The sequence below is a fragment of the Steroidobacter flavus genome (genome assembly GCF_042651805.1).
GTDB lineage: Bacteria > Pseudomonadota > Gammaproteobacteria > Steroidobacterales > Steroidobacteraceae > Steroidobacter > Steroidobacter flavus.
In genome coordinates this window covers 2,691,117-2,714,674 of sequence record NZ_JBHSDU010000003.1, presented here as the reverse complement: position 1 = coordinate 2,714,674, position 23,558 = coordinate 2,691,117, and the positions used below count along the sequence as shown (strand labels likewise).

General features: G+C 61.4%; 30 protein-coding genes. 13 read left to right on the top strand and 17 right to left on the bottom strand.

The genetic code is table 11. The features are described from left to right. Positions 1 to 48 precede the first annotated feature (48 nt). Positions 49 to 603, top strand: coding sequence for a hypothetical protein (locus tag ACFPN2_RS17465; RefSeq protein WP_380598763.1), 555 nt, complete (start codon positions 49 to 51; stop codon positions 601 to 603). Between the two features lies 1 nt (position 604). After that, entirely contained in the window at positions 605 to 2,068 is a 1,464-nt protein-coding gene (locus tag ACFPN2_RS17460; protein ID WP_380598762.1) for a PepSY-associated TM helix domain-containing protein, read from the top strand. Here ACFPN2_RS17460 and ACFPN2_RS17455 read toward each other — a convergent pair. Next, positions 2,028 to 2,639 carry a hypothetical protein gene (locus tag ACFPN2_RS17455; RefSeq protein WP_380598760.1) on the bottom strand — a complete coding sequence of 204 codons (612 nt, stop codon included), beginning with the start codon at positions 2,637 to 2,639 and terminating at the stop codon, positions 2,028 to 2,030. The genes ACFPN2_RS17460 and ACFPN2_RS17455 overlap by 41 nt on opposite strands. Positions 2,640 to 2,768: 129 nt before the next feature. Here ACFPN2_RS17455 and ACFPN2_RS17450 point away from each other — a divergent pair, with 129 nt between their 5' ends. Then, positions 2,769 to 4,310, top strand: a complete 1,542-nt coding sequence (locus ACFPN2_RS17450) for a cation:proton antiporter (protein ID WP_380598758.1) — start codon at positions 2,769 to 2,771, stop codon at positions 4,308 to 4,310. Here the strand turns inward: ACFPN2_RS17450 and ACFPN2_RS17445 are convergent. Then, the gene (locus ACFPN2_RS17445) at positions 4,307 to 4,462 is read right to left on the bottom strand and encodes a hypothetical protein (RefSeq protein WP_380598756.1); all 156 of its coding nucleotides are present in this window, start codon (positions 4,460 to 4,462) and stop codon (positions 4,307 to 4,309) included. The two genes, ACFPN2_RS17450 and ACFPN2_RS17445, sit on opposite strands and share 4 nt — an antisense overlap. Then, positions 4,462 to 5,202, bottom strand: a complete 741-nt coding sequence (locus tag ACFPN2_RS17440; RefSeq protein WP_380598754.1) for a DUF899 domain-containing protein — start codon at positions 5,200 to 5,202, stop codon at positions 4,462 to 4,464. Before ACFPN2_RS17440 ends, ACFPN2_RS17445 begins: the two co-directional genes overlap by 1 nt. An 86-nt stretch (positions 5,203 to 5,288) precedes the next feature. Between ACFPN2_RS17440 and ACFPN2_RS17435 the strand changes: the two genes are divergently transcribed. Further along, on the top strand, positions 5,289 to 5,876 hold the full coding sequence (locus tag ACFPN2_RS17435) for a DUF488 domain-containing protein (RefSeq protein ID WP_380598752.1): 588 nt from the start codon (positions 5,289 to 5,291) through the stop codon (positions 5,874 to 5,876). Between the two features lie 409 nt (positions 5,877 to 6,285). On the opposite strand, the gene ACFPN2_RS17430 is transcribed toward ACFPN2_RS17435, so the two are convergent. The 4 genes from ACFPN2_RS17430 to ACFPN2_RS17415 form a co-directional block, all read right to left on the bottom strand. Continuing rightward, positions 6,286 to 7,548 carry an RNA polymerase sigma factor gene (locus ACFPN2_RS17430; protein WP_380598750.1) on the bottom strand — a complete coding sequence of 421 codons (1,263 nt, stop codon included), beginning with the start codon at positions 7,546 to 7,548 and terminating at the stop codon, positions 6,286 to 6,288. A gap of 7 nt (positions 7,549 to 7,555) precedes the next feature. Next, positions 7,556 to 7,930, bottom strand: coding sequence for a YciI family protein (locus tag ACFPN2_RS17425; RefSeq protein ID WP_380598748.1), 375 nt, complete (start codon positions 7,928 to 7,930; stop codon positions 7,556 to 7,558). Positions 7,931 to 8,004: 74 nt separating this feature from the next. Next, a complete protein-coding gene (locus tag ACFPN2_RS17420; protein WP_380598746.1) occupies positions 8,005 to 8,262 on the bottom strand; it encodes a hypothetical protein in 258 nt (85 codons plus the stop codon). Positions 8,263 to 8,396: 134 nt separating this feature from the next. After that, on the bottom strand, positions 8,397 to 9,023 hold the full coding sequence (locus ACFPN2_RS17415) for a TetR/AcrR family transcriptional regulator (protein WP_380598744.1): 627 nt from the start codon (positions 9,021 to 9,023) through the stop codon (positions 8,397 to 8,399). Positions 9,024 to 9,110: 87 nt separating this feature from the next. Between ACFPN2_RS17415 and ACFPN2_RS17410 the strand changes: the two genes are divergently transcribed. Next, positions 9,111 to 9,746: a glutathione binding-like protein gene (locus ACFPN2_RS17410; RefSeq protein ID WP_380598742.1), complete on the top strand. Its 636-nt coding sequence runs from the start codon at positions 9,111 to 9,113 to the stop codon at positions 9,744 to 9,746. Between the two features lie 141 nt (positions 9,747 to 9,887). Here ACFPN2_RS17410 and minE read toward each other — a convergent pair whose 3' ends face one another. The 3 genes from minE to minC form a co-directional block, all read right to left on the bottom strand. Next, positions 9,888 to 10,145, bottom strand: coding sequence for a cell division topological specificity factor MinE (gene minE, locus ACFPN2_RS17405; protein ID WP_380598740.1), 258 nt, complete (start codon positions 10,143 to 10,145; stop codon positions 9,888 to 9,890). A 2-nt stretch (positions 10,146 to 10,147) separates the two neighbouring features. Next, positions 10,148 to 10,960 carry a septum site-determining protein MinD gene (gene minD / locus ACFPN2_RS17400; protein WP_380598738.1) on the bottom strand — a complete coding sequence of 271 codons (813 nt, stop codon included), beginning with the start codon at positions 10,958 to 10,960 and terminating at the stop codon, positions 10,148 to 10,150. Between the two features lie 78 nt (positions 10,961 to 11,038). Next, positions 11,039 to 11,788: a septum site-determining protein MinC gene (gene minC, locus ACFPN2_RS17395; protein WP_380598736.1), complete on the bottom strand. Its 750-nt coding sequence runs from the start codon at positions 11,786 to 11,788 to the stop codon at positions 11,039 to 11,041. A 221-nt stretch (positions 11,789 to 12,009) separates the two neighbouring features. Here minC and ACFPN2_RS17390 point away from each other — a divergent pair, with 221 nt between their 5' ends. The 6 genes from ACFPN2_RS17390 (at position 12,010) to ACFPN2_RS17365 (ending at position 15,623) form a co-directional block, all read left to right on the top strand. Then, positions 12,010 to 12,810 carry a 7-cyano-7-deazaguanine synthase gene (locus ACFPN2_RS17390; protein WP_380598734.1) on the top strand — a complete coding sequence of 267 codons (801 nt, stop codon included), beginning with the start codon at positions 12,010 to 12,012 and terminating at the stop codon, positions 12,808 to 12,810. Positions 12,811 to 12,887: 77 nt separating this feature from the next. Then, positions 12,888 to 13,712, top strand: a complete 825-nt coding sequence (locus tag ACFPN2_RS17385) for an isocitrate lyase/PEP mutase family protein (RefSeq protein ID WP_380598732.1) — start codon at positions 12,888 to 12,890, stop codon at positions 13,710 to 13,712. Between the two features lie 8 nt (positions 13,713 to 13,720). After that, positions 13,721 to 14,029, top strand: a complete 309-nt coding sequence (locus ACFPN2_RS17380; RefSeq protein ID WP_380598730.1) for a hypothetical protein — start codon at positions 13,721 to 13,723, stop codon at positions 14,027 to 14,029. A 124-nt stretch (positions 14,030 to 14,153) separates the two neighbouring features. Next, complete coding sequence (locus ACFPN2_RS17375; protein ID WP_380598728.1) at positions 14,154 to 14,663, top strand: hypothetical protein; 510 nt, start codon at positions 14,154 to 14,156, stop codon at positions 14,661 to 14,663. A 17-nt stretch (positions 14,664 to 14,680) separates the two neighbouring features. Further along, on the top strand, positions 14,681 to 15,049 hold the full coding sequence (locus tag ACFPN2_RS17370; RefSeq protein WP_380598726.1) for a hypothetical protein: 369 nt from the start codon (positions 14,681 to 14,683) through the stop codon (positions 15,047 to 15,049). 40 nt (positions 15,050 to 15,089) lie between these two features. Beyond that, positions 15,090 to 15,623 (top strand): hypothetical protein, encoded by a 534-nt coding sequence (locus ACFPN2_RS17365; RefSeq protein WP_380598725.1) that lies wholly within the window; start codon positions 15,090 to 15,092, stop codon positions 15,621 to 15,623. A gap of 186 nt (positions 15,624 to 15,809) precedes the next feature. On the opposite strand, the gene ACFPN2_RS17360 is transcribed toward ACFPN2_RS17365, so the two are convergent. From ACFPN2_RS17360 to ACFPN2_RS17345, 4 genes are all read right to left on the bottom strand, one after another. After that, positions 15,810 to 16,379 (bottom strand): bactofilin family protein, encoded by a 570-nt coding sequence (locus ACFPN2_RS17360; protein ID WP_380598723.1) that lies wholly within the window; start codon positions 16,377 to 16,379, stop codon positions 15,810 to 15,812. Between the two features lie 63 nt (positions 16,380 to 16,442). Next, positions 16,443 to 16,820 carry a bactofilin family protein gene (locus tag ACFPN2_RS17355; protein ID WP_380598721.1) on the bottom strand — a complete coding sequence of 126 codons (378 nt, stop codon included), beginning with the start codon at positions 16,818 to 16,820 and terminating at the stop codon, positions 16,443 to 16,445. Positions 16,821 to 17,041: 221 nt separating this feature from the next. After that, a complete protein-coding gene (locus ACFPN2_RS17350) occupies positions 17,042 to 17,509 on the bottom strand; it encodes a hypothetical protein (RefSeq protein ID WP_380598719.1) in 468 nt (155 codons plus the stop codon). A 25-nt stretch (positions 17,510 to 17,534) separates the two neighbouring features. Further along, positions 17,535 to 18,032 carry a helix-turn-helix transcriptional regulator gene (locus ACFPN2_RS17345; protein ID WP_380598717.1) on the bottom strand — a complete coding sequence of 166 codons (498 nt, stop codon included), beginning with the start codon at positions 18,030 to 18,032 and terminating at the stop codon, positions 17,535 to 17,537. On the opposite strand from ACFPN2_RS17345, the gene ACFPN2_RS17340 reads away from it, so the two are divergent. Then, positions 17,924 to 18,178, top strand: coding sequence for a hypothetical protein (locus ACFPN2_RS17340; RefSeq protein ID WP_380600200.1), 255 nt, complete (start codon positions 17,924 to 17,926; stop codon positions 18,176 to 18,178). The genes ACFPN2_RS17345 and ACFPN2_RS17340 overlap by 109 nt on opposite strands. Before the next feature lie 107 nt (positions 18,179 to 18,285). Then, on the top strand, positions 18,286 to 18,708 hold the full coding sequence (locus ACFPN2_RS17335; RefSeq protein WP_380598715.1) for a DUF6524 family protein: 423 nt from the start codon (positions 18,286 to 18,288) through the stop codon (positions 18,706 to 18,708). Here ACFPN2_RS17335 and ACFPN2_RS17330 read toward each other — a convergent pair. The 3 genes from ACFPN2_RS17330 to ACFPN2_RS17320 are packed head-to-tail and all read right to left on the bottom strand — an operon-like array spanning position 18,705 to position 23,496. Then, entirely contained in the window at positions 18,705 to 20,804 is a 2,100-nt protein-coding gene (locus ACFPN2_RS17330) for a TonB-dependent receptor (RefSeq protein WP_380598713.1), read from the bottom strand. The two genes, ACFPN2_RS17335 and ACFPN2_RS17330, sit on opposite strands and share 4 nt — an antisense overlap. 32 nt (positions 20,805 to 20,836) lie before the next feature. Next, positions 20,837 to 21,925 carry a DUF917 domain-containing protein gene (locus ACFPN2_RS17325; RefSeq protein ID WP_380598711.1) on the bottom strand — a complete coding sequence of 363 codons (1,089 nt, stop codon included), beginning with the start codon at positions 21,923 to 21,925 and terminating at the stop codon, positions 20,837 to 20,839. A 2-nt stretch (positions 21,926 to 21,927) separates the two neighbouring features. Then, entirely contained in the window at positions 21,928 to 23,496 is a 1,569-nt protein-coding gene (locus tag ACFPN2_RS17320; RefSeq protein ID WP_380598709.1) for a hydantoinase/oxoprolinase N-terminal domain-containing protein, read from the bottom strand. Between the last annotated feature and the right edge of the window lie 62 nt (positions 23,497 to 23,558).

The following is a 23,558-nucleotide window of genomic DNA, read 5'->3' as shown; positions in this document are numbered from 1 at the left end:
AAATGACCCGCGTTAGGCTTGGGTCTTTCCAGACACCAGGCCCCGGCGATGATCAGCACCATCGCGGCCTTCGCGCTCGGAATCGCGGGCGTGGGCTGCTTGTACAGCTCGTGGAAAGATCGGCTGCCGGCGCACCTTCGGCCGACCTTGCTGGGCTGGCTGTTGCTGATCGGCTCCGGCTATTTCGCGATCCGCGCCAGCGGTGCGGAATTCGGTACCACCTTGATTTTCACCGCGCCCGCCCTGGTCGCATGGCTGCTGGTCGCCGCCAATCTGGAACTGCGCCAGGCCAAAGTCCGCAAACGCAAAGTCACTGAAAAAGCCGAGCCCGTCGAAGCCGGCGGCACACGCTCGTTGCCACGTCATCTGCTGTTGTTTGTAATCGCGGTACCCCTCAGCGCAGCCGCTGCGACCTTCTTCAGCGTCGCCCTGGCGCGGGCGCTGCCGTTCAGTTACTTGAGTCACATCGCGTTCGCCATTCTGCTCATGCCGTTCTTATGGGGCTGCGCGGCGTACTGGGCACTTGCCGATAGCAAGCTCATACGACCCGTCATCACCATTGTCGCGCTGGGCCTGATCGGCGTCGTCACCGCGGGGCTCTGACATGAACCTCATCCCTTCCGCGAGCCTCGTCAAACGATCGCTGTCGAGTCATTCGTGGCTCGGCCTGATGGTCGGCGCGCTGATGTATCTGGTGTGCCTGTCGGGCACGCTGGCAGTGTTCTATCCGGAGCTGGAGCGCTGGGAACAACCGCAGATCCATGAACTGCAGAACTACGACCCGGCCACGCTGGAACGTGCGTATCACGAGCTCGTGGCCAGCGGCGTCGAAGTCACCGAGCACATGTTCGTCAATCTGCCTTCGCCCGAATCGCCGCGTGCCAGTATCTCGAGCGAGAAGGAAGGCTGGTTCATCAATCCCGACGGCTCTCGCGGCGAGCGGGTGAATCACGAATGGACCCACCTGCTGATCAATCTGCATCTCTATCTGCATTTGCCGGAAAGCTTCGGCATGTACATCGTGTGCGCGCTCGGCGCCATTTTGTGCGGGCTGATCGTGTCGGGGCTGATCGCCCATCCGCGCATTTTCAAAGATGCGTTCGTGTTACGTCTCGGCGGCTCGAAACATCTGGAACAGGCCGACATTCACAATCGGCTGAGCGTGTGGAGCTCGCCGTTCCAATTGATGATCGCAATCACCGGCGCGTACTTCGGCTTCGCCCAGGTGATCGCGCTGGTGTTCGCCGGCATCTACACCGATGGCGACACCACCAAGCTGCTCGGGCAGGTGTTTGGCGACGAGCCGAAGCTGGAACAGAAACTCACGCCGATCGCGCTCAGCAAGGCGATCGCCAAGACGAAAGCGATGGCGCCGGGCACGACGCCGCTGTATGTCACCATCGAAGAAGCGGGCAAGCCCGGACAGTTCCTGCTGGTGGGCACGCAGTTGCCGGATCGATTGATCTACGTGGAGCAGTATCGCTTCGACACGGCCGGCAACTTCATCGACAAGGTCGGTTACTCGGACGGCCCGCCCGGCCGGCAGATCGTTTACTCGACCTATCGCCTGCACTTCGGACACTTCGGCGGTTTCGGCGTCAAAGTGCTCTATTTCATTCTCGGCCTCGCCATGTCGATCGTGTCGGTGACCGGCTTCAATGTGTGGCTGGCCAAACGCAAACGACAGGATTTCTTGAACACGGTCTGGGCGGGATTCGTGTGGGGCACGGTGCCGGCGCTGGCATTGTCGGCGATCGCGCTGGTGTTGCTCGGCATTCCCGGCACGCCGGTGTTCTGGATCGTCGTCGCGATCTCATGCGCCGTCGCGCATCGCTGGAACGATGAAACATTGGCGAAACGCCGTCTGCAGATCGCGGGCGCCGTTACGATCGCCGCGCTGATCGTAGGTTACTTCGTGAAGTTCGGCGCGGCCGCGCTTACACCGATTCCCATCGGCGTGAACGCAAGCATGCTCGCCAGCGCGGCAGTGTTGTTGCTGATGGGAATGAAACGCTCGGCGCCCGCCGTTACTTCTCTTCGGGAGCCTGATCCGGCAGCGGCGGAATGACCTGACCGGGATACCAGAACTTCAGGTGACAACCTTCGCACACCTGATCCATGGTTTCGCCGGCATCCATGATTCCCTGCGGATTGCGCTCTTCAGCGGCCTTGAGGAACGCGACACCGACATCGTGCAGCGCCTGACCGAAGCCCACGAAAGTCGCGCGATCGGCCGCGATGGCCTGCTCCGACTCCGCCGCCGTGAGATTGCCCGGCGTGCCGTGATCCTCGAGTTGCTTGCCTTCACGCGCGACGTGCCGGCCATCGAGCAGCAGCAGATTGGCGGACTCGGCAAGAATGAGGGCGTGCTTGCGAACTTCGGCCCACTCTTCGTCGGTGCGCGGCTGTTTCTCTTCGACCCCTTGGGCGGTTTCGGTGCTGCTGACCGATTCCCACAGGAAATCCGCGGACGGATCGATCATGTCCTTCATGATGTCCTGAATGCCGGCGGTCAGCTTGACCGGGCTGGCGCTGGGCGCAGGCGCGGCGGCCGGCGGCTCGGTCTTGCCGCACGCCGCCAGCGAGCCGGCAACCGCAAGCGCCACCAGAACCTTCACGACCCGCAATGAGTTAGGCATTCAGCCACCCCTGTTGTTGGAATGCAGGCCGCCACTGTACCGACACCTCTAGCGGCGTTCATAAAATTAGAGTCAAGATGGCCTGCACTTTGGAATGTAACCGCCTGCTAACCGGAGCCCTGCACCGTCATGGCGTTTTTTGAGACTTTGCTCATTCTTCTATTCGTCGCCATCCTGCTGTTGCAGGTGACGCGACGCTTCGCCGTGCCCTATCCCACCATGCTGGCGGTGGCCGGCGTCGTCATCGCACTGCTGCCCGGGGCTCCGCACATCGTCATCCAGCCGGAGCTGGCGCTGGCGCTGTTCATTGCGCCGGCGTTGCTCGATTCAGCGTTCGATTTGCCACCGCGAGAGCTGCGGCGTCACTGGCGGCCGCTGGTTGCGCTGGCCGGAATTGCAGTGATTCTGACGACTGTCGCCGTTGCCTGGACTGCTGTGGCCGTTCAAGGATTGCCTCTTGCCGCAGCCATCGCACTGGGTGCCATCGTTGCTCCGCCGGATGCCGCCGCAGCTGCCGCCATGCTCGCGCGGGCCGAGATTCCCCGTCGCATGGTCAGCGTGTTGAAAGGAGAAAGTCTGCTGAATGACGGCGTCGCCCTGTTGATCTTCGCCGCCGCCGTCACCGTTGCGACGTCGGACAAGCCGCCCATTCATGTACTGCCCGAGCTGGCGTTCGCGGTGCCGGGAGGCATTCTGCTCGGCATCGCGATCGGCGCGACGCTCGCCTGGCTGATGCGCTGGATGTATGGAACGGTGAGCGCAACCTTGCTCAGTTTCGTCGCCACGTTCGGCGCATGGATTCTCGCCGAGCATTTACATCTGTCGGCGATTCTATGCGTGGTTGCGTTTGGAATGACGATCGCTCATGTCCTGCCAGCGCGCACGCCGCCCCGCGACCGGGTGAGCACCTACGCCGTCTGGGAAGCCATCGTGTTTCTGTTGAATGTGCTGGCGTTTCTGCTGATGGGCCTGCAAGCCAGCGAGATCATCAGCCGCTTGAATCCGGCCGAGCTCTCCGACGCCTGCGGTTTCGCGGCCATCGTGTTCGCAGTCGTTGTGGCTGTGAGGTTTGCGTGGGTACTGCTGTATATGCGGACCAGCGCATTCGTGAAATCGCAGCAGGGTAAGAAGGGAGCGTACAGCAACGCTCACGCGGTTCTCGTCTCATGGTGCGGCATGCGCGGACTCGTGACCTTGGCGACGGCGCTGTCGCTGCCAGGCACGTTTCCGGAGCGCGACTTGATCGTGCTGAGCGCCTTCGCCGTCGTGCTCGGCACGCTGGTGGTACAAGGGCTGACCCTGCGGCCGCTGATTCGTCTGTTGTCATTTCCGCCTGACCGTTCCTTCGCAAAAGAACTCTTGGCGGCTCGCGTGCAATTGATCGATGCCGCGGTGGCCAGCATGGCAGATCGCAACGATACGGCAGCTTCGCGGTTGCGCGAGACCTACGAAGAGGAAAAGAAAATCACCGAGGCGGGCGCTCATCCGCGCGATGTGAGTGAGTACGATGCTCTGCGCCGTCAGAACATCGCGGCGAAGCGCGCCAAGCTGGCTGAGTTAAGACACTCGGGCGCGATTGACGACGATGTCTTTCACGCCCTGGAACTGGAGCTCGACTGGGCCGAGCTCGCCGCTTCTTCGCCGGATCATGTCGAGCTGGTGGAAACCTAGTCCGCTTTCTTCTCTGGTGTCGATGGCCGCGGCTGCTCCGCCTTCGCGCCCTTGCGCGAGCGAATGCGAGTCACCACGAATGCAGTCACCCCGCCGGCCGAGCCGGCGCCCGCGGCGATCCACGCCGCCGCTGCAAAACATGCTGGGCACATCAGGCGGTCTCCTCGTCGGGCAATTCGACGGCATCGCCTTCATAGCGGTCGTGATGCCGGACCCAGGCCATCGGGAACTCGAACCTGGCCTCGTCGCGCCCCTTGGGAGCGATGTCCAGGAAGTTGTACGTATTGGCCAGCATCTCAACGCCTCGGGCGTAGCTGGAATACGTATGAAAGACGTCGCCGGCGGTGTCTTTGTAGAAGACACTGATGCCGTGCGTTTCCTCGGCCGGATACTCGAGCAGATCGTAGTTGTAATAGGCCGTGTTGTTGGAAATGTCCTGCGGCGTCTGCGAGGCCTGGAAGTCGTAGTTGAATTCAGTGCCGTACGACGACACCCAATCGAACTGCCAGCCCATGCGACGCTTGAACGGCGCGATCAGCGAGTACGGTGCGCGCGACACGGCCATCACTTTCACGTCGCGTTGTTTCAAATGAACGAGCGCGCCGTCGATATGATCGGAGAGGAACGAGCAGCTTGGGCAGCCCTGCGGCCACGACGGGCTGAACATGAAGTGGTACATCATCAGCTGACTGCTGCCGTCGAATAAATCGGCCAGCGTCCGGCGGCCCTGCGGGCCTTCGAACACATACGGCTTCTCGATACGAACCCAGGGCAGCTTGCGGCGCTCGGCGCTCAGCTCGTCGCGCAGGCGGGTGAGCTCCTTTTCTTTTTTCAGGAGCCGCTTACGGGATTCCAGCCACTCTTCCCGGGATACGATTGGGTTATTCTTCATCGCATGCCTCCGCCGCCGTGGGTTGATGCTCCCAGGACGAACGGCTGGCCGCGATTCCGACAGCGTCGTCGTTATATTTTTGGCTCATGATCTATACCGTCGGCCATTCCAACCATCCGATCGGGCACTTCCTGAAGCTGCTGCAAGGCCAGGGCGTGAATTTGCTCGCCGACGTGCGATCGACTCCTTACAGCCGCTTCAATCCCCAGTTCCGGCGGGATGCGCTGACCACCGCGCTCGCCGGCTTGGGGATCTCCTATCTCTTTCTCGGGGAGGAGCTGGGCGCCCGGAGCAAAGACCCGTCATGTTATGACGATGGGCGAGTGAGTTATCGAAAACTCGCGGCGACGGCTCTTTTCCGACAGGGCATCGATCGGTTATTGGCGGCGGCGGAGACACATACGGTCGCCATCATGTGCGCGGAGAAAGATCCGCTCGACTGCCATCGCACGATCCTGGTCGCCCGAGAGTTAGTGAAGCGAGGCGAGTCGGTCGCGCACATTCTGGCAACCGGCGAGGTTGAGCCGCACGAGCAGGTCATGGAACATCTGCGCGAGCGGCTGAAGATCGAGCCCGTCGATCTATTCGGCGGCGATGTCAATGAACAAGCCTACGAGCTGCGCGGCCAACAGATCGCGTATGTCGACCCAAAGGTCGCCCGGGCCCCGAAATAGCCGCCCTCTCCGAACGAACGATACTTCCAAACCTCCGCCCGTTCCGAGCCAAACGCAGCGATACCGTCTCGCCACCCTCCTGTTCCAAGCCAGGCGCAGCGATATCGTCTCGCCGCCTTCCTATTCCGAGCCAGGCGCAGCGCTATCGCCCCGTCACCTTCCTATTCCGAACCAGGCGCAGCGACATCGTCTCGCCACCTTCCTATTCCGAGCCAGGCGCAGCGGTATCGCCTCGCCCCCCTTCCTATTCCGAACCAGGCGCAGCGATATCGTCTCGCCCCCTCCTGTTCCGAGCCAGGCGCAGCGGTATCGCCTCGCCCCTCCTATTCCGAACCAGGCGCAGCGATATCGTCTCGCCTCCTCCTGTTCCGAGCCAGGCGCAGAGATATTATTTTTTAGAGGTTGCTGGCTAGTGCGTCTGCCGCTTCTTCCCTTCCGCAGCCAGCTTGTCCAGGTGCGTGCGGATGTGTGCCGCTTCAGCGGCCGTATTCGCCAACGAGATCGCCTTATCGAACGCCACGCGCGCTTCATCGTTCCGGTTGAGTTGCATCAACAACCCGCCTCGCAGCCCGTGGAAATGAAAGTAACTCGATAACGCCGACTCCAGCGGCTCGATCATCGCCAACGCCGCCTCCGGCCCTTCACACTTCATCACAGCAACCGCGCGATTCAACGTCACAACCGGCGACGGTTGAATCGTTTCCAGCAGCGCATACAACCGATCGATCTCATTCCAGTTGGTATCTTCCGCGCTCGGCGCCCGTGCATGAACCGCCGCGATGGCCGCCTGAATCTGATACGGCCCGGGCTGTTGCAACCGAACCGCTTTATCGAGCAGCGCGAAGGCTTCGGCGATCAACTCACGCCGCCACAAGCGACGATCCTGATCGTCCATCAACACAATATTCTGTTCCGCATCGAGCCGTGCCGGCGCACGCGCGTGCTGTAGCAACAGCAGCGCATTCAAGCCCAGGATCTCCGGATTGCCACGAAACAACCGCAGCAGCAACCGAGACAACCGGATCGCCTCCTCGCAAAGCGGCTCGCGAATGTGCAGCTCGCCGCCACTGGCCGAATAGCCTTCGTTGAACAGCAAGTAAATCATCGCGGCAACAGTAGACAACCGCTCGGCCCGTTCCACCGCACCCGGCGTCTCGAACGGCACATCCGCTTGTGAGATGCGACGCTTCGCCCGAGTAATCCGTTGTTCCATCGCCGCTTCACCGACGAGAAACGCACGAGCAATTTCCTGCACCGACAACCCCGAAACAATGCGCAAGGCCAGCGCGATCTGCTGAGTCGCCGGCAAGTCCGGGTGGCAGCACACGAACAACAGGCGAAGCACGTCGTCGCGGTAATCCTCGCTGTCGAGTCGGTCGGCCATGGCAGTCTCGGCGTCGTCTGTGTCGGAAAGCACTTCCTCATCGGGCAACGTCTGCTGCTTGCTGCGCTTACGTGCCTCATCGAGCGCAAAGTTGCGCCCGACCAGAATCAGCCAGGCCGCCGGATCGCGAGGCGGGCCGTTGACCGGCCACTTCTGCAAGGCGCGCAGGCACGCCTCCTGAAACGCCTCTTCAGCGGTCTCGAGATTACGGAAGTAGCGCAGCAGCGCCGCGACCGCTTGGGGCCGCGCTCCCGTAATCGCCGCGTCGATCCAGCTCAAGTCGCTCACGCGTCGCTCACTTCGCGGCGGCAGTCTTCAGCACACCGGGCTCGAAGAACTGCACCGGACGAATTTCCATGCAGCCCGGCTCGTGCACCAGCTCGCGCGCGGCGGCGATGACTTCATCGAGGGTGTCGCAGTCGAACAGGTAGAACCCGAGCATTTGCTCTTTGGTCTCCGCGAACGGTCCATCGAGCACCATCATCTCGCGACCGGTACGCACCGTCGTCGCAGTGGTGGTCGGCATGAGACGCGCGACCGGACCGAGCTTGCCCTTGGCGGCGAACTTGGCCAGCACGCCTTGATGATGTGCCATCACCGCGTCGTCTTTTTCCTTAGACCACGCGCCGACGACCGATTCGGAGTTGTAGCAAATGACCGCATACAGCATGTGTTGCTCCTCTGTGTATCAAGGACGCAGCAGTATGACGGATTCCGACACAGGGCCGGAAAGACGGTCCGATCCTAGTCGCAGGCAACCGCGGCGAGCACGACCGGCAACTCGTTGATCTTGGAGACGACGATACGAAAGCCGTCGTCGGCCAGCTCGGTGGGATCGAGCTCGATCTGGATCTGGAGGTATTCGTCGCCGAGCCGTTCGCTGGCGACTGTGCGCGGGATCAGGTTACGCGCCTGGAAGAATTGCAGAACGCGGACCAGTGCGCCCGGATCCGCTTCGACTACCGCTTTGAGCCGCAGGGCTGCGGCATTGCTGACTTGCATGATTGATCGCCTCTGAATTCACCTGGATTCGCAATTCGCATCGACACCCCGGCATCCGCGGATGCCGGGCGGCGAATTTGAATCCCGATGATTCGGTGGGCGGTCATATGGGGCAGCAGTGTATACCAGCCCTTTCAGCGGCGAAAGTTACCGAGGATCAACTTGATTGCCGTGTCGGCGATGGCTTTCAGCGCCGCTCGGGACTCGCCGGTGCGGGCCCGAATGGCGATGGAGTGCAGAACGGACGAGGCGATTAACGCGAGCGCGGCGGGATCGGCTGAGGCATCGAGCTCACCGGCCGTCTTTGCATAACTCAGCCGCGACTCGATCGCGCGCTCGAAGCCCCGCAGCCCGTTCAACATCTTCTTCCCAACGTCGGGATCTTGAGCCGCCTCGGTAGTGGCGGTGGAAATCAAATAGCAGCCGCGCGGCGGCTCGCCCTGTTCCAGATAGCTCGAAATCGCGTTCTCATAAAAGCGATGCAGCGCCTCTTCCAACGAGTATTCGCCACTCATGGTCCGCGCGATGGAAGCGTCGGCCGCGGCGATATAGCGGTCCAACGTCTGCATATATAGCGAGCGCTTGTCGCCGAACGCGGCGTACATGCTGGGCCGGTTCATATCGGTGGCATCGCTCAATACATCGAGCGATGTACCTGAATAACCCTGACGCCAGAACGCGTCCCTCGCTCCGGTGAGCGCAGTGGCCGGGTCATAGGCCCGGGGCCGCCCGCGAGCCTTGGGTGCTTTTTTATGTACCATGTCGCATAAAAATACTTGACCGCCACCGGCCGTCCGGCGAATTATATATCGCTCGGTACAAAAACCCATCGGACCCGGAGCTCGTCCATGAACCTGTATTTCTCGCCCCTCGCCTGCTCGCTCGCCACCCGCATCGCGCTCTATGAAGCGGGGGCGCCGGCCAAGTTCACTCAAGTGGATCTGAAGACCAAGCGCGTGCTCGCGAGTGGCCAGGACTTCGCCGAGATCAATCGCCTCCTGCAGGTCCCCGCACTGGCCATCGATGAACAGGCCGTGCTCACCGAAAACACCGCGATCCTGCAGTTCGTCGCGGACCGCTTCCCCGAGGCGCAACTTGCGCCCACATCGGGATTACAACGCGCCCGCATGCTGCAATGGTTGGGATTCATCACCAGCGAATTGCACAAGGCCATCTACACGCAGCTGCTGGATCGCAAAGCGCCCGACGCAGTGAAGGAATACTCACGCGCGAAGATCCCGTCGCGCTTCGCGCTGCTCGAGGATCACTTTGCCACCCACGAGTTCGCGCTCGACAAGTTTTCCATTGTCGATGCGTATCTCACGACCATCTTGAACTGGAGCGGCGCCAGTGGCGTGGATTTGAAACAGTGGCCGGCGGTCAACGGCTACTTCCAGCGACTGTTGAGGCGGCCTGCCGTGGCGCGTGCCATGAATGAAGAGCTGGCGCTGTATCAAGAAGAACAGCGGCACCGCACCAGCTGAACACATGTTATTACTCGGGATCGGGCATCCTGCCACAACCCTCGTGCGAGCCAGCAAAAAGGCGTGACTTTTTGCTGCTCGCTCGCCGCCTGTGGCGGCGGGGCACGTCCATGTACCCGGTGTTCGCTGTAGTTACCGCTGCTAAGCTTTGCTCTTCTCCGGCAGCGCCACGGTGAACTCCAGCACCTCGTGGCCGTCCTCTTTCTCAAGGTTCATCTGCACGGCGTCCGGATCCACATTGATGTACTTGCGGATGACTTCGAGCAGCTCACGCCGCAAGGTCGGCAAGTAGTCCGGACCGCCTCGGGCGGAACGTTCCTGGGCAACGATGATACGCAGCCGCTCTTTCGCCACATTCGCGGTCGGCTGGGAGCGGCGGAAGAATGCGAGCAATCCCATTCTCAACCTCCGAACATGCGGGCCAGGAAGCCCTTCTTGGGTTCTTCGAGGAACCGCAACTGCCGGGTTTCACCGAGCAGGCGACCGACGGCGTCTTCATACGCCTTGGACACGTCGCTTTGCTCGTTGAGGATCACCGGGGTGCCGGAATTCGAGGCCGACAGCACGTCCGGCGACTCGGGAATCACGCCGATCACGTCCAGGCCCAGGATCTCCTTCACGTCGCCGACGCTCATCATCTCGCCGGTGGCGACACGACGCGGGCTGTAGCGGGTGAGCAGCAGATGTTCCTTCACTTTCTCCTCGCCTTTCTCGGCGCGCTGCGTCTTGCTGGAGAGCAGGCCGAGGATGCGGTCGGAGTCGCGCACCGAGGAAACTTCCGGATTCACGACCACGATGGCGCGGTCGGCGTAGTACATGGCCAGGTGCGCGCCCTTCTCGATACCGGCGGGCGAATCGCAAATGATGTATTCGAAACCGTCTGCGATCAGCTCGTCGAACACCTTGCGCACGCCTTCCATCGACAGCGCATCTTTGTCGCGCGTCTGCGAGGCGGCCAGTACGAACAGGGTCTCGATGCGCTTGTCCTTGATCAACGCCTGCTTGAGCGTGCAATCGCCCTGGATGACGTTGACGAAGTCGTAAACGACACGGCGCTCGCATCCCATGATGAGGTCGAGGTTGCGCAGGCCGATATCGAAATCGATGACGGCGACGCGCTTACCTCGGCGAGCCAGGCCGCAAGCGACGCTGGCTGACGTGGTCGTCTTGCCGACGCCCCCCTTGCCGGAAGTTACAACGATGATTTCAGTCAAAGTGGGACTCTCCCCTTGATTGAGTGAGGAAGTTGGAGATACTGGAATTCGAGAAGAAGGACTGGGCGGGCCTGCACTTCAGCCACCGATCCGGGCGAAGCGCAGATCGTCGCCATCCAGCCAGGCTTGCACGGGCTTGCCGACCAGCTCGGGCGGCAAGGTCTCGAACACCCGAAACACGCCGGCGATCGAAATCAGCTCGGCATGAAATTCCTGGCAGAACACGCGCGCGGTGACTTCGCCCCGGGCTCCCGCCACGGCGCGACCGCGCAACGTTCCATAGATATGTACGCAACCGTCGGCGATCACTTCGGCGCCAGCGCCCACCGTTGCGGTGACCACCAGATCCGAATTCCGCGCATACACGCGTTGCCCGGAGCGGACCGGCTGATGCTGCATCAATGACGGCGGATGCAATACCGGTGCTTCGACGGGCGGCGCGGCCTTAGGCACTTCCTTTACAGGCGGCTGCACCGGCGCGGCTTTGCCCTGAACGCGAAATTGTGTGAGCACTGGAACATCGAGCGAACGAGCCAACGCGTCGACCGCCGCCGTGCCATGAGCCAATCCGACCGTGAGCATGCCGGCGCGACGCACGGCGTCGAACACACCGCGCATCTCGCTCGTCGTCGGCTCTTTGTCCAGCGCGCTCAGGTCCAGGCACACCGCGGTCCGCTCGAAAAACTGCGGGGCCGAGGCGACGCGACCGGTCAACTCATCGAGGATGACGCCGGCGTCGGTGGTGCGAATGCGCACCTGTGCCAGACCCACCTGGCCAAAACGGATTTCAACGGCTGGTTCTAGCACAGCTTCGAGGGGTTTATTCATCGCTGGGGTTCGCACGGGCCAGGGGGACTTTGCCGAGGCGAAGTGTAACGGATGCTGCGGCCGCTGCGTGCGCCGATGCAAACTGTCGTGCGTCGTCGACAGCGGTTTTTTATATCGCGAGGGAACGATGCACCGGCCCGGTTCGTCATTCCCTGAGTCTGAAGCAGGTCCCCCGCCTTTAGACTTTTCGACCGGCAACGATGCCTTCCACGGGTACACGCATGGCAACGCCGCTTTTGTGGACAGGAGGTTGGGATTCAACCTTCAGGCTGCTCTCACTGCTGCTCCGTGAGCAGCGCGAGGTGCAGCCCTACTACATCCTCGACAGCCTGCACTTCCGGCCCGCCGTGCCCGCCGAGCGCGAAGCGATGCGCTTGATTCGTCAGGCGTTGCTGAAACGCTGGCCCGACGCGGCTGTCAGATTGGCCGACACCATCGAGTGCCAGCTCACCGATATCGACGCCGACACCGAAACCCAGCGTTACTACGAGCGCTGCCTCGCCATCGGCTTCATCGGCGGTCAGTACGAATGGCTGGCGCGCTACTGCCGCCAGCACGGCATCGACGGCATGGAGCTGTCCATTCATCGCGACGACAAAGCCCGCGAGCTGCTCGCCGACCTGATCGACTCGGACCGCTATCGACTCGATGCCCGTTTCGCCGGCGATTGCCGTTACGAGCTGTTCAAAACGTTCCGCTTGCCGCTGTTCGACATGACCAAGCGGCAAATGCAGACCGAAGCTCGCGCCGCCGGCTTCGACGAGCTGATGAAACTCACCTGGTTCTGCCATCGCCCCCGGCGGGGTCAGCCCTGCGGAACCTGCAACCCTTGCATCTACACCATCGAGGAAGGCCTCGCTGAACGGGTGCCGCGGAGCGGACGGTTGCGATATCACCTGCGTATCATGCCCCGCGTGCGTCACTGGCTGACTCGGCATCCCGATCTGTACATGCGCGTGCGCGCTTTGTATCGCCGCTTGCGATCTTCTTCCGTCGCCCCGCCGCGCGCCTCCGCGACCTAGAACTGCTTAAGTTCTTGACAGCGGCTGTCGCGTTTTCGGCGTACGGTGGGCTCCAGCACTGAACCTCTGGAGATGTCATGACCGCCACTCAGAAAGACAAAGCCGCCGCGTTCCGGGCTTTACACGAACAACCTCGCGCGTTTGTTATCGCCAACGCGTGGGACGCCGGTTCCGCAATGCTGCTCGCTGGCCTGGGTTTCCCAGCGATCGCGACGTCGAGCGCCGCCTGCGCCAATACGCTGGGCCGACAAGACGGCAAAATCACCCGCGACGAGGCACTGTCTCATGCGCGCTCGCTGGTCGATGCGGTGACTGTGCCGGTCTCGGCGGACCTGGAAAACGGTTTCGGCCATGCGCCTGGCTACGTCGCAGAAACAATCCGCCTCGCTGCGCAGACCGGCCTCGCCGGCGGCTCCATCGAGGATCACACCGGCGATGCGTCGAAGCCGATTTATGACTTCGAGGCCGCGGTGGAGCGAGTTACTGCCGCCGTGGAGGCCGCCCGGTCGCTGGGCTCACCGTTCATCCTGACCGCCCGTTGCGAAAACTTTCTGCACGGCCATCCGGATCTCGACGACACGATCAAACGACTGCAGGCGTTCGAGAAGGCGGGCGCGGATGTGTTGTTTGCTCCCGGCTTGCCCGATTTGAAGGCCGTGCGCGCGGTGTGCTCTTCGTTGTCCAAACCGGTGAACTTCATGGTTGGCATTCCCGGTCGGTCGTTCAGCGTGCCGGAGTTGCAAGAGGCCGGCGTTCGTCGGATCAGCCTGGCGACTTCATTACATCGGGCGGCGATGAGTGGCGCTTACAACGCTGCGCGTGAGATTCTTGATCAGGGGACATTTGAGTTTCTGAATGGTTTGGTAAGCCCCAAGGAATTGGGCAAGCACCTGCGCGGATAAGAATCAGAATGCCTAGGAAACGAAGTCCTGTCGGGATCGCCGTTGGGAAGCTCATCCTCGTCGTACAGAAGGAATGCGAAGTTGCCGCGGAACTCGACGCGGCTGTCGCTCGCAAGGTCATGGATCGCGCTCGCACGCTACTTCAAGCGGCGCAGACGGCATCGGTCTTGGAACTCCTCGACGGAAGATCCGTCGCTGAGTATCTGGATCCGGTCTGGGTCGAGATGCATCCGTCGGTGGGGCCGGGTATCGCGGCTCTCGTCGCTGCAGTAAGTGAGCATGAGGCTCGCTATCCGCGAGCCGATGAACAATGGTGACTCTTCCCAAGTTCACATCGGCCAGACCTATGACATCGAGCACCTGCGCGGCTAGCGACGCCGCGTCGCCAATCTGTCACGATGTGACAACAGACTAGCGACTGTTGTCACAAGCGGGGCATTCATGAGAATTGGCAGGATCGTCGGGCTGGCGCTGTTCTTATTGTTTTCTGCTTCCATTAGTTTCGCCGACGAGACTCAGGACGCGGCTCAATCCATGGTCACGACCCTGGGACTGGGCACCAACCTGGGCTCCCTCGGGCTGCAAGCCGCCAAACGGATGACGACCTATGCAATCATCGTCCGGCAACTGGGCGAAGCGAAAGCAGAAGCATTAGTGAAAGAAGAGTTGGGTCGGGTCCAACCGAAATACCAGAAACAATGGAACGACAACCTCGCGCTGTCGTACGCCGAATTCTTCGAACCCGCCGAAATGCAATCCATCGCGAGCGAAAGACAAACTTCCCAGCACTTTGCCAAGTTCATCAACAAGCAGCCCGAAGTCGGCCAGAGCATGCAGGGACGATCCAAGGATCTGTTGATCGCTTTCGTCGTCGACGGAATGAAGGGCGCGCTCACGAAAGTTGCGAACGAGGCCCAGCAAGGCGCTTCGGGCGGGTCGCAGAAGCCTTAGTCGCCAGGGATATCCAGGTGAACATTTGGAAAGAGCGGTTCGATCCGAGCCGGCATGAAGACAGAATGGATTCCTCCAAACACCTCGACTACGCAGCAGATCCTCACGAGTCACTGCGCACGCACTGGGTGTACTTCGCGGAAGTGGCTGGCTTTACTTTCGAGTTCATGTCTCTCGACCAGGCTCGAGAATGCCTGCGCTACTTCGAGCAACGATTACATCCAAGCACTCGGGCGGATATCGGATCGGCCTATCACTGGGAGATGCAGCAGTGGTACGAGCGAATTCCAGGCTACCTGAAATCCGACCGCAATCGACCGGAAGTGGTGCGAGCTCTCAAGACGATGCTACTGGACGGCGAGAGTTGCCCGACAAGAACACCATGAATTCGCGCGCACAACCCCATAGCTGTTACTGGGTTTGATCGTGCCCACGATAGACGACAAAACCAGACAGGAGCTCGCCCGTCATCGCGAGCAAAAGGCAATTGAGCGTTCAAATGCAGGCAAGGTATTGCGCAGGGCTACGAAGCAACTGAAAGCACTTGGCTTCTCTCGGAAGTCGACGTTCTTTGCACGAGAAAAGGGTCACGTCATCCAGTTCCTCCACGTGCACAAGTTCTCATTCGGCCCCTGCTTTCGAGTTCACGCCTGCCTGCGAGTCCTCAATGAGGCGCAGCCCCACCCGATTCTCAGCGGAATCAGCAGCGATGACGATGCGCACTATCGCATGAGCATCGAGTACTGCAACGACGAAGCATCGATGGGCAAATGCGCTGAAGAAATGCTCTCCTATGTAAAACAGGTGGCAGAGCCGTGGTTCCAGGCGCAGACGCATGACGTTCTACTCAGCAGCGGCAGTTGCTTGTATCCGCATCAGCGACAAGCATTGTCAGCTGCGCTGAGAGGAGAGCTCGATGCAAGCCGTATTGCGCTATCCCGATCGTTGCTGGGGATATGACAAGATGAGATACGCCTATTGTCGCGACGAACCCTATCTCTTCGGGTTCATCGCCCCTGTTTCTGGGAGCGCTGGCACTGGTCTTTCTTGGATTCGCACTGGGATTCAAGCGCATCAGGCGACGTTAGTCACCCAGCCTCGGAGGCACCGAACCGCCGAGGCCTCTTCTTAGAACGGGCCGATCCGTTATTTGCTACCGAGAACCTTCTCCGTCTCCTCCGCCGACAGCGGCTGACCCGGAGAGATCGTCGGGCTTTCCACGCGCTTCTTGGCAGAAGGCGACGACTGGCTGGCGGCTGTGCCGCTCATATCGATGCGGCCGTTGAACACCGCGCCGTCCACCAACCCGACGCGGGGAGCGAAGATGTTTCCTGTGACCCGGCCGGTCTCATGAACCACGACCGACTCGACACCATGCAGGTCGCCTTCGACGCTGCCGTCAATCACAACAACGCGAGCGTGAATGTTTCCTACCACGGCACCGTCGGTGCCGATCGTGACACTCTGAGTGTGATTGATCGAGCCTTCGATCCGACCCTGCAGAATGAAATCTTCTTCCGCACTCAACTCACCCTTGAATCGCAAGGTCGGGCCGAGCACGGCGATCTTGCGCTCCGGTGCGCCGGCCTTGGACGGCGATTCGGCGGCGGGCGAAGGAGAAGGTGAGGTTTGCGACACAGGCATCGACGACAACGACGGCACACGCACAGTGTCACCACCACCGTCCTGCCGCTGATCGAATCCGAAACTGCGCATACGAGGCCTCCAAAAAGTTTTCTCGACGAGAGGAACGATCCTGAAACGACTCCGTGGTCAGGATTACGTCCCCGTCTTACCTCGCACTTGCGCGGACTTTTTCACATCCATGTCGACGGCACCGTTGAACTTCGAGCCTTCCACCAGGCACACCGACGGCGCGTGAATATTGCCGCGCAGGTTGCCGGTTTCTTCCACATACACCGAACGCTCGGCATGCAGGTCGCCCTCGACCGTGCCTTCGACTTTGATCACCTGGGCGCTGATGCTGGCTTTGACCTTGCCTTCCTTGCCCACGGTGACGCGTTGAGTATGTTTGATGGTGCCTTCGATCTGACCTTGAATCAGCAAGTCCTCGTCGGCCGAGAGCTCGCCCTTGAAACGCAACGTCGGCGGCAGGATGGACATCCGCTCGCCAGCTGTATCGTACGGATTGCTCATTGTTAGCTCCTGGGGTTGCGAACTGCCGCACACTGTAGGCATGCGCGCACATTCCACCCCGAGAGTTGCTTCACAGAATGAACAGAGCGAGCCGCGCAACGGGCGATATCACAGAACTGTCACCTTCCCAAAATTGTCACAATGTGCCTGCGACGAGGGCGATCCCTGAAAAGATCTCGCAACTGTCAAACGGACACGCACCAACGCACCAGCCCGGAGCGTCAGTGCCGCATCTTTTTCAACATGTCGTGTAACCGACCTTGCAGCATGCGAGCCATCGCTTCGTAATAACGCTGCGATTTCTCGGCACTGTTCTTGCGGCGGACGGGACGCTTCTTGTGGGCCGAGTCGCGGCGACGGTGGCGCAATGCCTGGACGATGTCCATGCCGATTTCCAACGAATCTTCATCGCCCAGAATGCTGGCGATCAGCAGGACGCCGTTTTGTGTGAAGGCCAGCGACGGCTGAGTATCGAGTCGGCCGCGGGCGTAGCGCTTGGCAAGCTTGAAATACCAGCCCGGCCTCAGCATCCATAACTTGCGGCCGATGCGCTTGTAGAAGGCCGCCAGGCCAAGCCCGAACAGAGTCGCGAGGTCGGCGTCCTTGATCGCCTTGCAGCCGTCCACCGTAATCACCAGAGACGCGATGACGCTCGCATCGACGCGTCGTATCTTGCCGGTGCGCGTCATGCGGCCACCCCGCCGCAGGCGGCCGCTAACGCGAGTTGCTGGACTCGAGCACGTCGATGATACGGATGACGAAGCGTTGCTGGGTCTTGGTGAGCCCTTGCAGCCGCTCCGCATGACGCATCGCCCGCGGCGACAGGCGCCCCTTCGGAATGCGCGAGGGCTTGGACAGGCCGATCATTTCTTCCACCGGCACCGTAAACACCTTCGCGATCTTGGCGAGGATGAGCACCGACACGCGACGCTCGCCCAGCTCGTAGGCGAACACGGCCTGTTGCGACACCCCGATGGCGCGTGCCAGTTCGGCCTGGGTCATGCCCCTCGCTTTTCGCGTCATTGCAATCTGCGAACCGAGGGATCTGAAGTATGCGCGGCTTTCGTGCTTGATCACTATCCCGTGCTTCCATTGTTGTTTCCATGAAAATACAAATCCTTTTTTGGGATGAAAATGAGAAACATTGTTTCGTGAGAAACAGCGATATCCGCTTCGTGATTTTTGCAAAGGAAATTCGTCGCGTGTTTCCATACAGTCCGCTTCAATCGCTGTTTCGCAGATTGCCACCGCCTGAAGTGCCGTTGTTTCGTCAAAAGTTAGGAAATGCGCAAATCGATCTTTTCGCTACGGCGCAGGATTACTCACGGAGCGGTGGGCGTGGGCGCGGCCGTGTGTGACACGCCGTGGACAGGCGCGAGGGGACCGGCCGAGGGATTTCTGCACTGCTTCACACGGCAGCCCGCCTCGCCGATACTGCGAGCCTTCGCGACGAGGGGACGACAACGTGAACGATCTGAGCTTCAGCGGGTTTCTGGTGCGGGTGGCGCTGTCGCTGATACTCGTGCTGCTGACCTTCAACCCCAGTGGCTATTCGTATGTCCACATGGTGGCTGACGGGTTTCCGAGCGTGACCCCGGTCGAGGCGGTGCTGGGCATCCTGCTGTTGATCGGCTGGATCGTGTTTCTGGGCGCCACCCTACGATCCATCGGCTTTCTCGGGATGGTGCTGGCGCTGGCGCTGTGCGCCGCACTGATCTGGATGGTCGCCTCGTGGGGCTGGGTCAGCCTGGAGAACACCAATGCCCTGATCTGGGTCGGGCTGGTAGTGCTGGCGCTGATCATGGCCATCGGCATGGCCTGGGCCCATCTCTACCGTCGCTGGACCGGCCAGACGACGGTAGATGAGGTCAACGAAAGCAACAACTAGAAGTTGTATTTCAAATCGATGCCGTAGGTGTCGGGCGAGGACGGCGAGCCCAGGTCGACGCCGGGCGCGCCGAATTCCAGCGAGTTGAAGTCCTGCCAGTAGAACTCGTCGAGCACGTTGCGGCCCCAGGCGGTCGCGGTCCAGCGATCGTTACCGATGGACACCCGCAGATCGAGCATGTTCACCGGATCGCGCACATCGACGTTGTCCGGGTGCCAATACTTCTTGCCCCAGCGCCCATAATCGACGCGGATCGTGCCCGTCAGCGAGCCGAGCGGGATCTCCAGCTGGCTGCCGAATGAGAACGTCGACTTCTGCGTCTTCGGCGTGCGATTGCCACGTTCCGCCGGCACCGTGAGGCTGGGATCGATCGCCTCGATGTCCGAATCGAGCAAGCCGACCGCACCGAGCAGCGTCCAGTAACGGGTCGCCTGCACCTGCCACTCCAGCTCGGCACCGGTGAATTCGACCTTGTCCAGATTGTCGATGACCTGCGCGCCGCCTTGATTGAAGTCGAGATAGAAGAATTGGTAGTCCTCGCTGCGCGATCGGAACACCGAGGCATTCAGGCGCAGGCGGGAATCCCACCACGTCGACTTGTAACCCACTTCGTAGTTCTGCAGCGTCTCCGCAGCGAACGGCCGGCCGCCAACGCCGTTGAAGCCACCCGAGCGGAACCCGGTGCCATAGGTCGCGTAGACCAGTTGATCCTTGGTGAGCTTGTGGTCGATCACGACGCGGGGCTGCACGTCGCTGAACGATTTGCTCCGCGTCGGCCGGGTCGGATCGCCTGCATTGGTCTGCTCGCGCCGGTCCCGGTCGTAGCGCAATGAGACGCCCAACGTTGTGCGATCCGTAATGTCGTAATCGACCTGCGCGAAGGCCGAGTAGGCGTCGTTGTCATTCTCCTCGGCGTTGGAGATCAACGGGATGCCGGGGGTGTTCGGAATGAGCAAGTGAGCGATCGTGTCCAGATCGCGCTGAGTCGAGAGATAGAACCCGCCGACGATCCAGCGCAGTCGCTGATTGTCGGGCGACGCCAGACGCACTTCCTGGCTCAGCAAAGTCACATCCAGCAGCTGCCGCTGATCCGCCTGCGGGCCGAGGCCGAAGATGCCGTTGGGGCAATCGACGGGATTGCAAAAATCGAGGTCGCCATAGTAACTCTCGGTCAGATCGGTATAGCCGGTGATCGCGGTGAGCGTGCCGACATCGGTGCGCCAATCGATCTTCACGGTTGCATCGCCGATCTCGCGGGCGCTGTTGCCCAGGATGTTGGAGCGGGGCAGGACTTCCCGATTCGCGTTGCCGGTCAGCGTCGGATCCATGGACGCATCCATCACGGCACCACCGTCGATGTCGGAGTACGAGCCGCGCACATCGATGGTCAACGCATCCGTCGCGAGAATCATGAAGCGAGCGCGGACATCTTTCGACTCGTAGAAGTCCACCTTCTCGTGCAGAAACACGTTCTCGATCGTGCCATCGCTGTCCTTGTATGCGCCGGACAGACGGAACAGCAGCTTGTCTTCGACGATGGGACCCGACACCGCGCCGCTCGCGCTGCGCAGATTGCCGGAGCCCGCGCCGAGTTGCGCCCAGCCGTCGAAATCATTGGTCGGCTCGCGAGTCACGATATTGATGGCGCCGCCGATGGCGTTGCGCCCATACAGCGCACCTTGCGGACCTTTGAGCACTTCGATGCGCTCGACATCGAACAACTCCATGCGCAATTGCTTTTGACTGTTCTGCGGCACGCCGTCGACGACGATGGCCACCGGCGAGTCGGCATTGTTGATCTGCGCCACGCCACGCACCGAGACGAAGCTGTTGCCGACGGTGAATGACTCGTCGTACGTGACATTCGGCGTCATCGGTAAGATGTCTCGCGTGCTGCCGACGCCGCGAGCTTCGATTTCCGCGGCAGTGAATGCCGTGACGGCGACTGGCACGTCCTGCAAACGTTCAGCGCGACGCTGCGCCGTCACCGTCACTTCCTCCAGCATCACATCGTCGTTCGTGCTCTGTGCCGCGACCAGCGACGACTGACCGAGTAATAAAGCGGCCAGAGCCGCGAGGGACTGTTGCTGTTTCATGATGGCTCCCCGAGTTTGTTATTCGTGACTGTTCACAGCGCCGCTTCGATGGGCACGAACGGCTCATCGAATCCAAACGCGCGCGGCCCCCAGACTTGCAGCGCTCGCTCGCTGCGCATGATGGGCGGCACGCTCGCTCCAACCACCTTCACACGTTGACCGTATTTCAGGTTCTCGGTGGTGATGGGCTCGGCCGTCTCCCGATCCAGAATCGAAATCAGATCCGGCACGATTGCGACGGTTCGTCCGTCGGCGCGGGCACGCAGGAATTCGTTGCGAAAGGTCACTTCGAGACGACGCTGGCCGCTGAAGTCCTCGATGATGGCGTGGCCGATCGCCCAGCCTCGCAAGGTCTCGCGCTTCAGATCGACGATCTTGCCGTCGAACAACAAGCGACAGTGACGGTAGTACTCGGTCGTCCGCAGATGCGCGAACAGGCTCTCGAACGGCTCGCGCTGTTCCTTCCGCGCCTGACCGATTGCGCGACCGATGCCCAACGCCAGACTCAACGTATCGCGAATGGCGCATTCTTTGACGGCGCGTCCGCTCATCGGATACAGCGCCATCATGCACAGCCCGCCCATGGGCACGACGATGGGCCGCGCCAGTCGCTCCACGCGCAGATTGTCATCGGACTCGATCAGCACTACGTCGCCGTTCTCATCCGTCATCGCCAACGGCGCGCTGCGCTGACCGAAGATGTTGAAACTCACCATCTGCAATTCGGGGAACGCGCGCCCCATGCCGTCGGCATCGACCACCGGCAGGCCGAGATGCGCCGCCATCGCGACCGGATAGAGCGCATTCAAGCCACCGATTTCCGCGCTCATGATCGCGGTTGCCTTGCGACCGAGCCGCTTCTCCAACGCACGCAGCACACGCTCGCCTTCGGAGAAGCCGAGAATCTTTTCGACGATGACGGTCGGCGCGCCCATGCCGGCGATCGGCACCACGAGCGCGTCGTCGTCCAGTTCATCGACCTTCAGCACGGGCGTCGGCGGAGATTTCTTCAGCGCCTGCTCGAGCAGCAAGCGACCGATGTACGGATCGCCACCGCCGCCAGTGCCGAGGAAGGCCGCGCCGCGAGCGAAATCGTGTGTATCAGATAACCCGATGCGCATGCTCAAACTCCCAGACCGGCGAGCTCGCCGATGGCTTTGACCCGAACGCGCACCGCGCCTCCCGGCAAGTACTGCAATGGCAACTCCTCGACGTCGGCGATCTGCACGGTTGCGCTATCCGCGCCGGCCGCGACAGCTTTGTTAGTGGCGTCGGTGCGGGCGCGTTCCAGCGCGACTTCGCGACCCAGCTGCTCATAGGAATAAACTTGATCGACCTCGCCGCTCACCTGCGCGATGGCTGCGCCGATGGCGTTAGCGACGCCGGCTTGGTTCGGAATGATGACTTGCGCCGCGCCTCGCAACGTCGTCGGCGCGAGAATGCTGCCGCCCCCGACGAGCACGACCGGCACAGCGGTCGAGGAGGTTTTCATGCGATCGATGGCGTCTTCGATCATGACGCCGATCTTGCGTAGCGCTCCTGCCACTTGCTCGCGGTCGAGATGTTTGACGGCGGCCGGATTGCCCACCGTCGCGATGCCACCGGCCACCGCGATATCTGTCGCGGTGAGTGTGGAGCCGCCGAAGACCAGACCTTCACTGCGCAGCTTGAAGCCGACTGAATCCGGCCCGACCGTGACCGAGGTGTCTGCGTGCCGTACGCGACTGCCGCCGCCGAGACCGATCGAGAGCACATCGGGCATGCGAAAATTGGTGCGCACGCCGCCGACATCCACAGCAATCGAGCTCTCACGCGGCAACCCACCGGCAAGCACGCCAACGTCGGTCGTCGTGCCGCCGATATCGACGACGATGCAATCGCTCAACCCAGAGAGAAATCCGCCGCCCCGAATACTGTTGGTGGGACCCGATGCAAATGTCAGCACGGGATACGACGCAGCCACTTGCGGCGGCATCAGTGTGCCGTCGTTCTGACTCACGTAGAGGGGACAATGAATGTCCAGCGCAGCGAGCGCTTCGCCGAACGAGCGCACCACGTCGCCCGCCATCGCCGAGAGCGACGCGTTCATGATGGCCGCGTTCTCGCGCTCGATCAGACCGATGCGCCCCAGCTCGTGCGACAGCGTGATCGCAGCGTCAGGAATGACTTCCAGCACGATGTTCTTTGCGAATACCTCCTGCATTTCATTCACAGGAGCGAACACTGAGGAGATTGCGACGGCTCGCACCCCGGCATCGCGAATCGCCTTGGCCGCAGCCAGGATTTCGTCGCGCTGGGGGACGGCGATTTCGCTGCCGTCGTAGTTGTAACCGCCACGCACGACGTACGCAGGGCCGGCGACAACTTCGGTCAATCGATCAGGCCAATCGGCGAACGGAGGCAGACTCGTGGTCGCGGGCGCGGCCAGCCGGATCACGCCCACCTTCGCCAGCGACCGGGCCTGCACGAAAGCATTGGTGAAGTGGGTCGTACCGATCATCACCGCGCCGATGTGAGCGCCTTTGGCTTCGGCCTGACGTAGCACCTCGGTAAGCGCGGTTCGAATGCCCGTGCCTACATCGGCTGTCGTTGGCGATTTGAATGCGGCCCGAACTTCGCGGCCCAGCATGACAACCGCGTCCGTATTGGTGCCGCCGACATCGATGCCGATGCGTAAAAGAGGTGTTTTCATGCCCGGTCATTAAGAGATCCGGACCGCGCGATGACAATGGCAGTGTCGGGTAGGTGCGTGTC

Excerpts from the sequence above, each read along its gene's own strand:
- ACFPN2_RS17345 (WP_380598717.1), bottom strand. The coding sequence starts at position 18,032 with ATGGAAACACGCGACGAATTTCCTTTGCAAAAATCACGAAGCGGATAT.
- ACFPN2_RS17460 (WP_380598762.1), top strand. The coding sequence starts at position 605 with ATGAACCTCATCCCTTCCGCGAGCCTCGTCAAACGATCGCTGTCGAGT.
- ACFPN2_RS17355 (WP_380598721.1), bottom strand. The coding sequence starts at position 16,820 with ATGAGCAATCCGTACGATACAGCTGGCGAGCGGATGTCCATCCTGCCG.
- ACFPN2_RS17410 (WP_380598742.1), top strand. The coding sequence starts at position 9,111 with ATGAACCTGTATTTCTCGCCCCTCGCCTGCTCGCTCGCCACCCGCATC.
- ACFPN2_RS17415 (WP_380598744.1), bottom strand. The coding sequence starts at position 9,023 with ATGGTACATAAAAAAGCACCCAAGGCTCGCGGGCGGCCCCGGGCCTAT.
- ACFPN2_RS17455 (WP_380598760.1), bottom strand. The coding sequence starts at position 2,639 with ATGCCTAACTCATTGCGGGTCGTGAAGGTTCTGGTGGCGCTTGCGGTT.
- ACFPN2_RS17465 (WP_380598763.1), top strand. The coding sequence starts at position 49 with ATGATCAGCACCATCGCGGCCTTCGCGCTCGGAATCGCGGGCGTGGGC.
- ACFPN2_RS17325 (WP_380598711.1), bottom strand. The coding sequence starts at position 21,925 with ATGCGCATCGGGTTATCTGATACACACGATTTCGCTCGCGGCGCGGCC.
- ACFPN2_RS17375 (WP_380598728.1), top strand. The coding sequence starts at position 14,154 with ATGAGAATTGGCAGGATCGTCGGGCTGGCGCTGTTCTTATTGTTTTCT.
- ACFPN2_RS17350 (WP_380598719.1), bottom strand. The coding sequence starts at position 17,509 with ATGACGCGCACCGGCAAGATACGACGCGTCGATGCGAGCGTCATCGCG.
- ACFPN2_RS17340 (WP_380600200.1), top strand. The coding sequence starts at position 17,924 with ATGAAAATACAAATCCTTTTTTGGGATGAAAATGAGAAACATTGTTTC.
- minE (WP_380598740.1), bottom strand. The coding sequence starts at position 10,145 with ATGGGATTGCTCGCATTCTTCCGCCGCTCCCAGCCGACCGCGAATGTG.
- ACFPN2_RS17420 (WP_380598746.1), bottom strand. The coding sequence starts at position 8,262 with ATGCAAGTCAGCAATGCCGCAGCCCTGCGGCTCAAAGCGGTAGTCGAA.
- ACFPN2_RS17390 (WP_380598734.1), top strand. The coding sequence starts at position 12,010 with ATGGCAACGCCGCTTTTGTGGACAGGAGGTTGGGATTCAACCTTCAGG.
- ACFPN2_RS17385 (WP_380598732.1), top strand. The coding sequence starts at position 12,888 with ATGACCGCCACTCAGAAAGACAAAGCCGCCGCGTTCCGGGCTTTACAC.
- ACFPN2_RS17320 (WP_380598709.1), bottom strand. The coding sequence starts at position 23,496 with ATGAAAACACCTCTTTTACGCATCGGCATCGATGTCGGCGGCACCAAT.
- ACFPN2_RS17360 (WP_380598723.1), bottom strand. The coding sequence starts at position 16,379 with ATGCGCAGTTTCGGATTCGATCAGCGGCAGGACGGTGGTGGTGACACT.
- ACFPN2_RS17425 (WP_380598748.1), bottom strand. The coding sequence starts at position 7,930 with ATGCTGTATGCGGTCATTTGCTACAACTCCGAATCGGTCGTCGGCGCG.
- ACFPN2_RS17450 (WP_380598758.1), top strand. The coding sequence starts at position 2,769 with ATGGCGTTTTTTGAGACTTTGCTCATTCTTCTATTCGTCGCCATCCTG.
- ACFPN2_RS17380 (WP_380598730.1), top strand. The coding sequence starts at position 13,721 with ATGCCTAGGAAACGAAGTCCTGTCGGGATCGCCGTTGGGAAGCTCATC.
- ACFPN2_RS17435 (WP_380598752.1), top strand. The coding sequence starts at position 5,289 with ATGATCTATACCGTCGGCCATTCCAACCATCCGATCGGGCACTTCCTG.
- ACFPN2_RS17440 (WP_380598754.1), bottom strand. The coding sequence starts at position 5,202 with ATGAAGAATAACCCAATCGTATCCCGGGAAGAGTGGCTGGAATCCCGT.
- minC (WP_380598736.1), bottom strand. The coding sequence starts at position 11,788 with ATGAATAAACCCCTCGAAGCTGTGCTAGAACCAGCCGTTGAAATCCGT.
- ACFPN2_RS17330 (WP_380598713.1), bottom strand. The coding sequence starts at position 20,804 with ATGAAACAGCAACAGTCCCTCGCGGCTCTGGCCGCTTTATTACTCGGT.
- ACFPN2_RS17445 (WP_380598756.1), bottom strand. The coding sequence starts at position 4,462 with ATGTGCCCAGCATGTTTTGCAGCGGCGGCGTGGATCGCCGCGGGCGCC.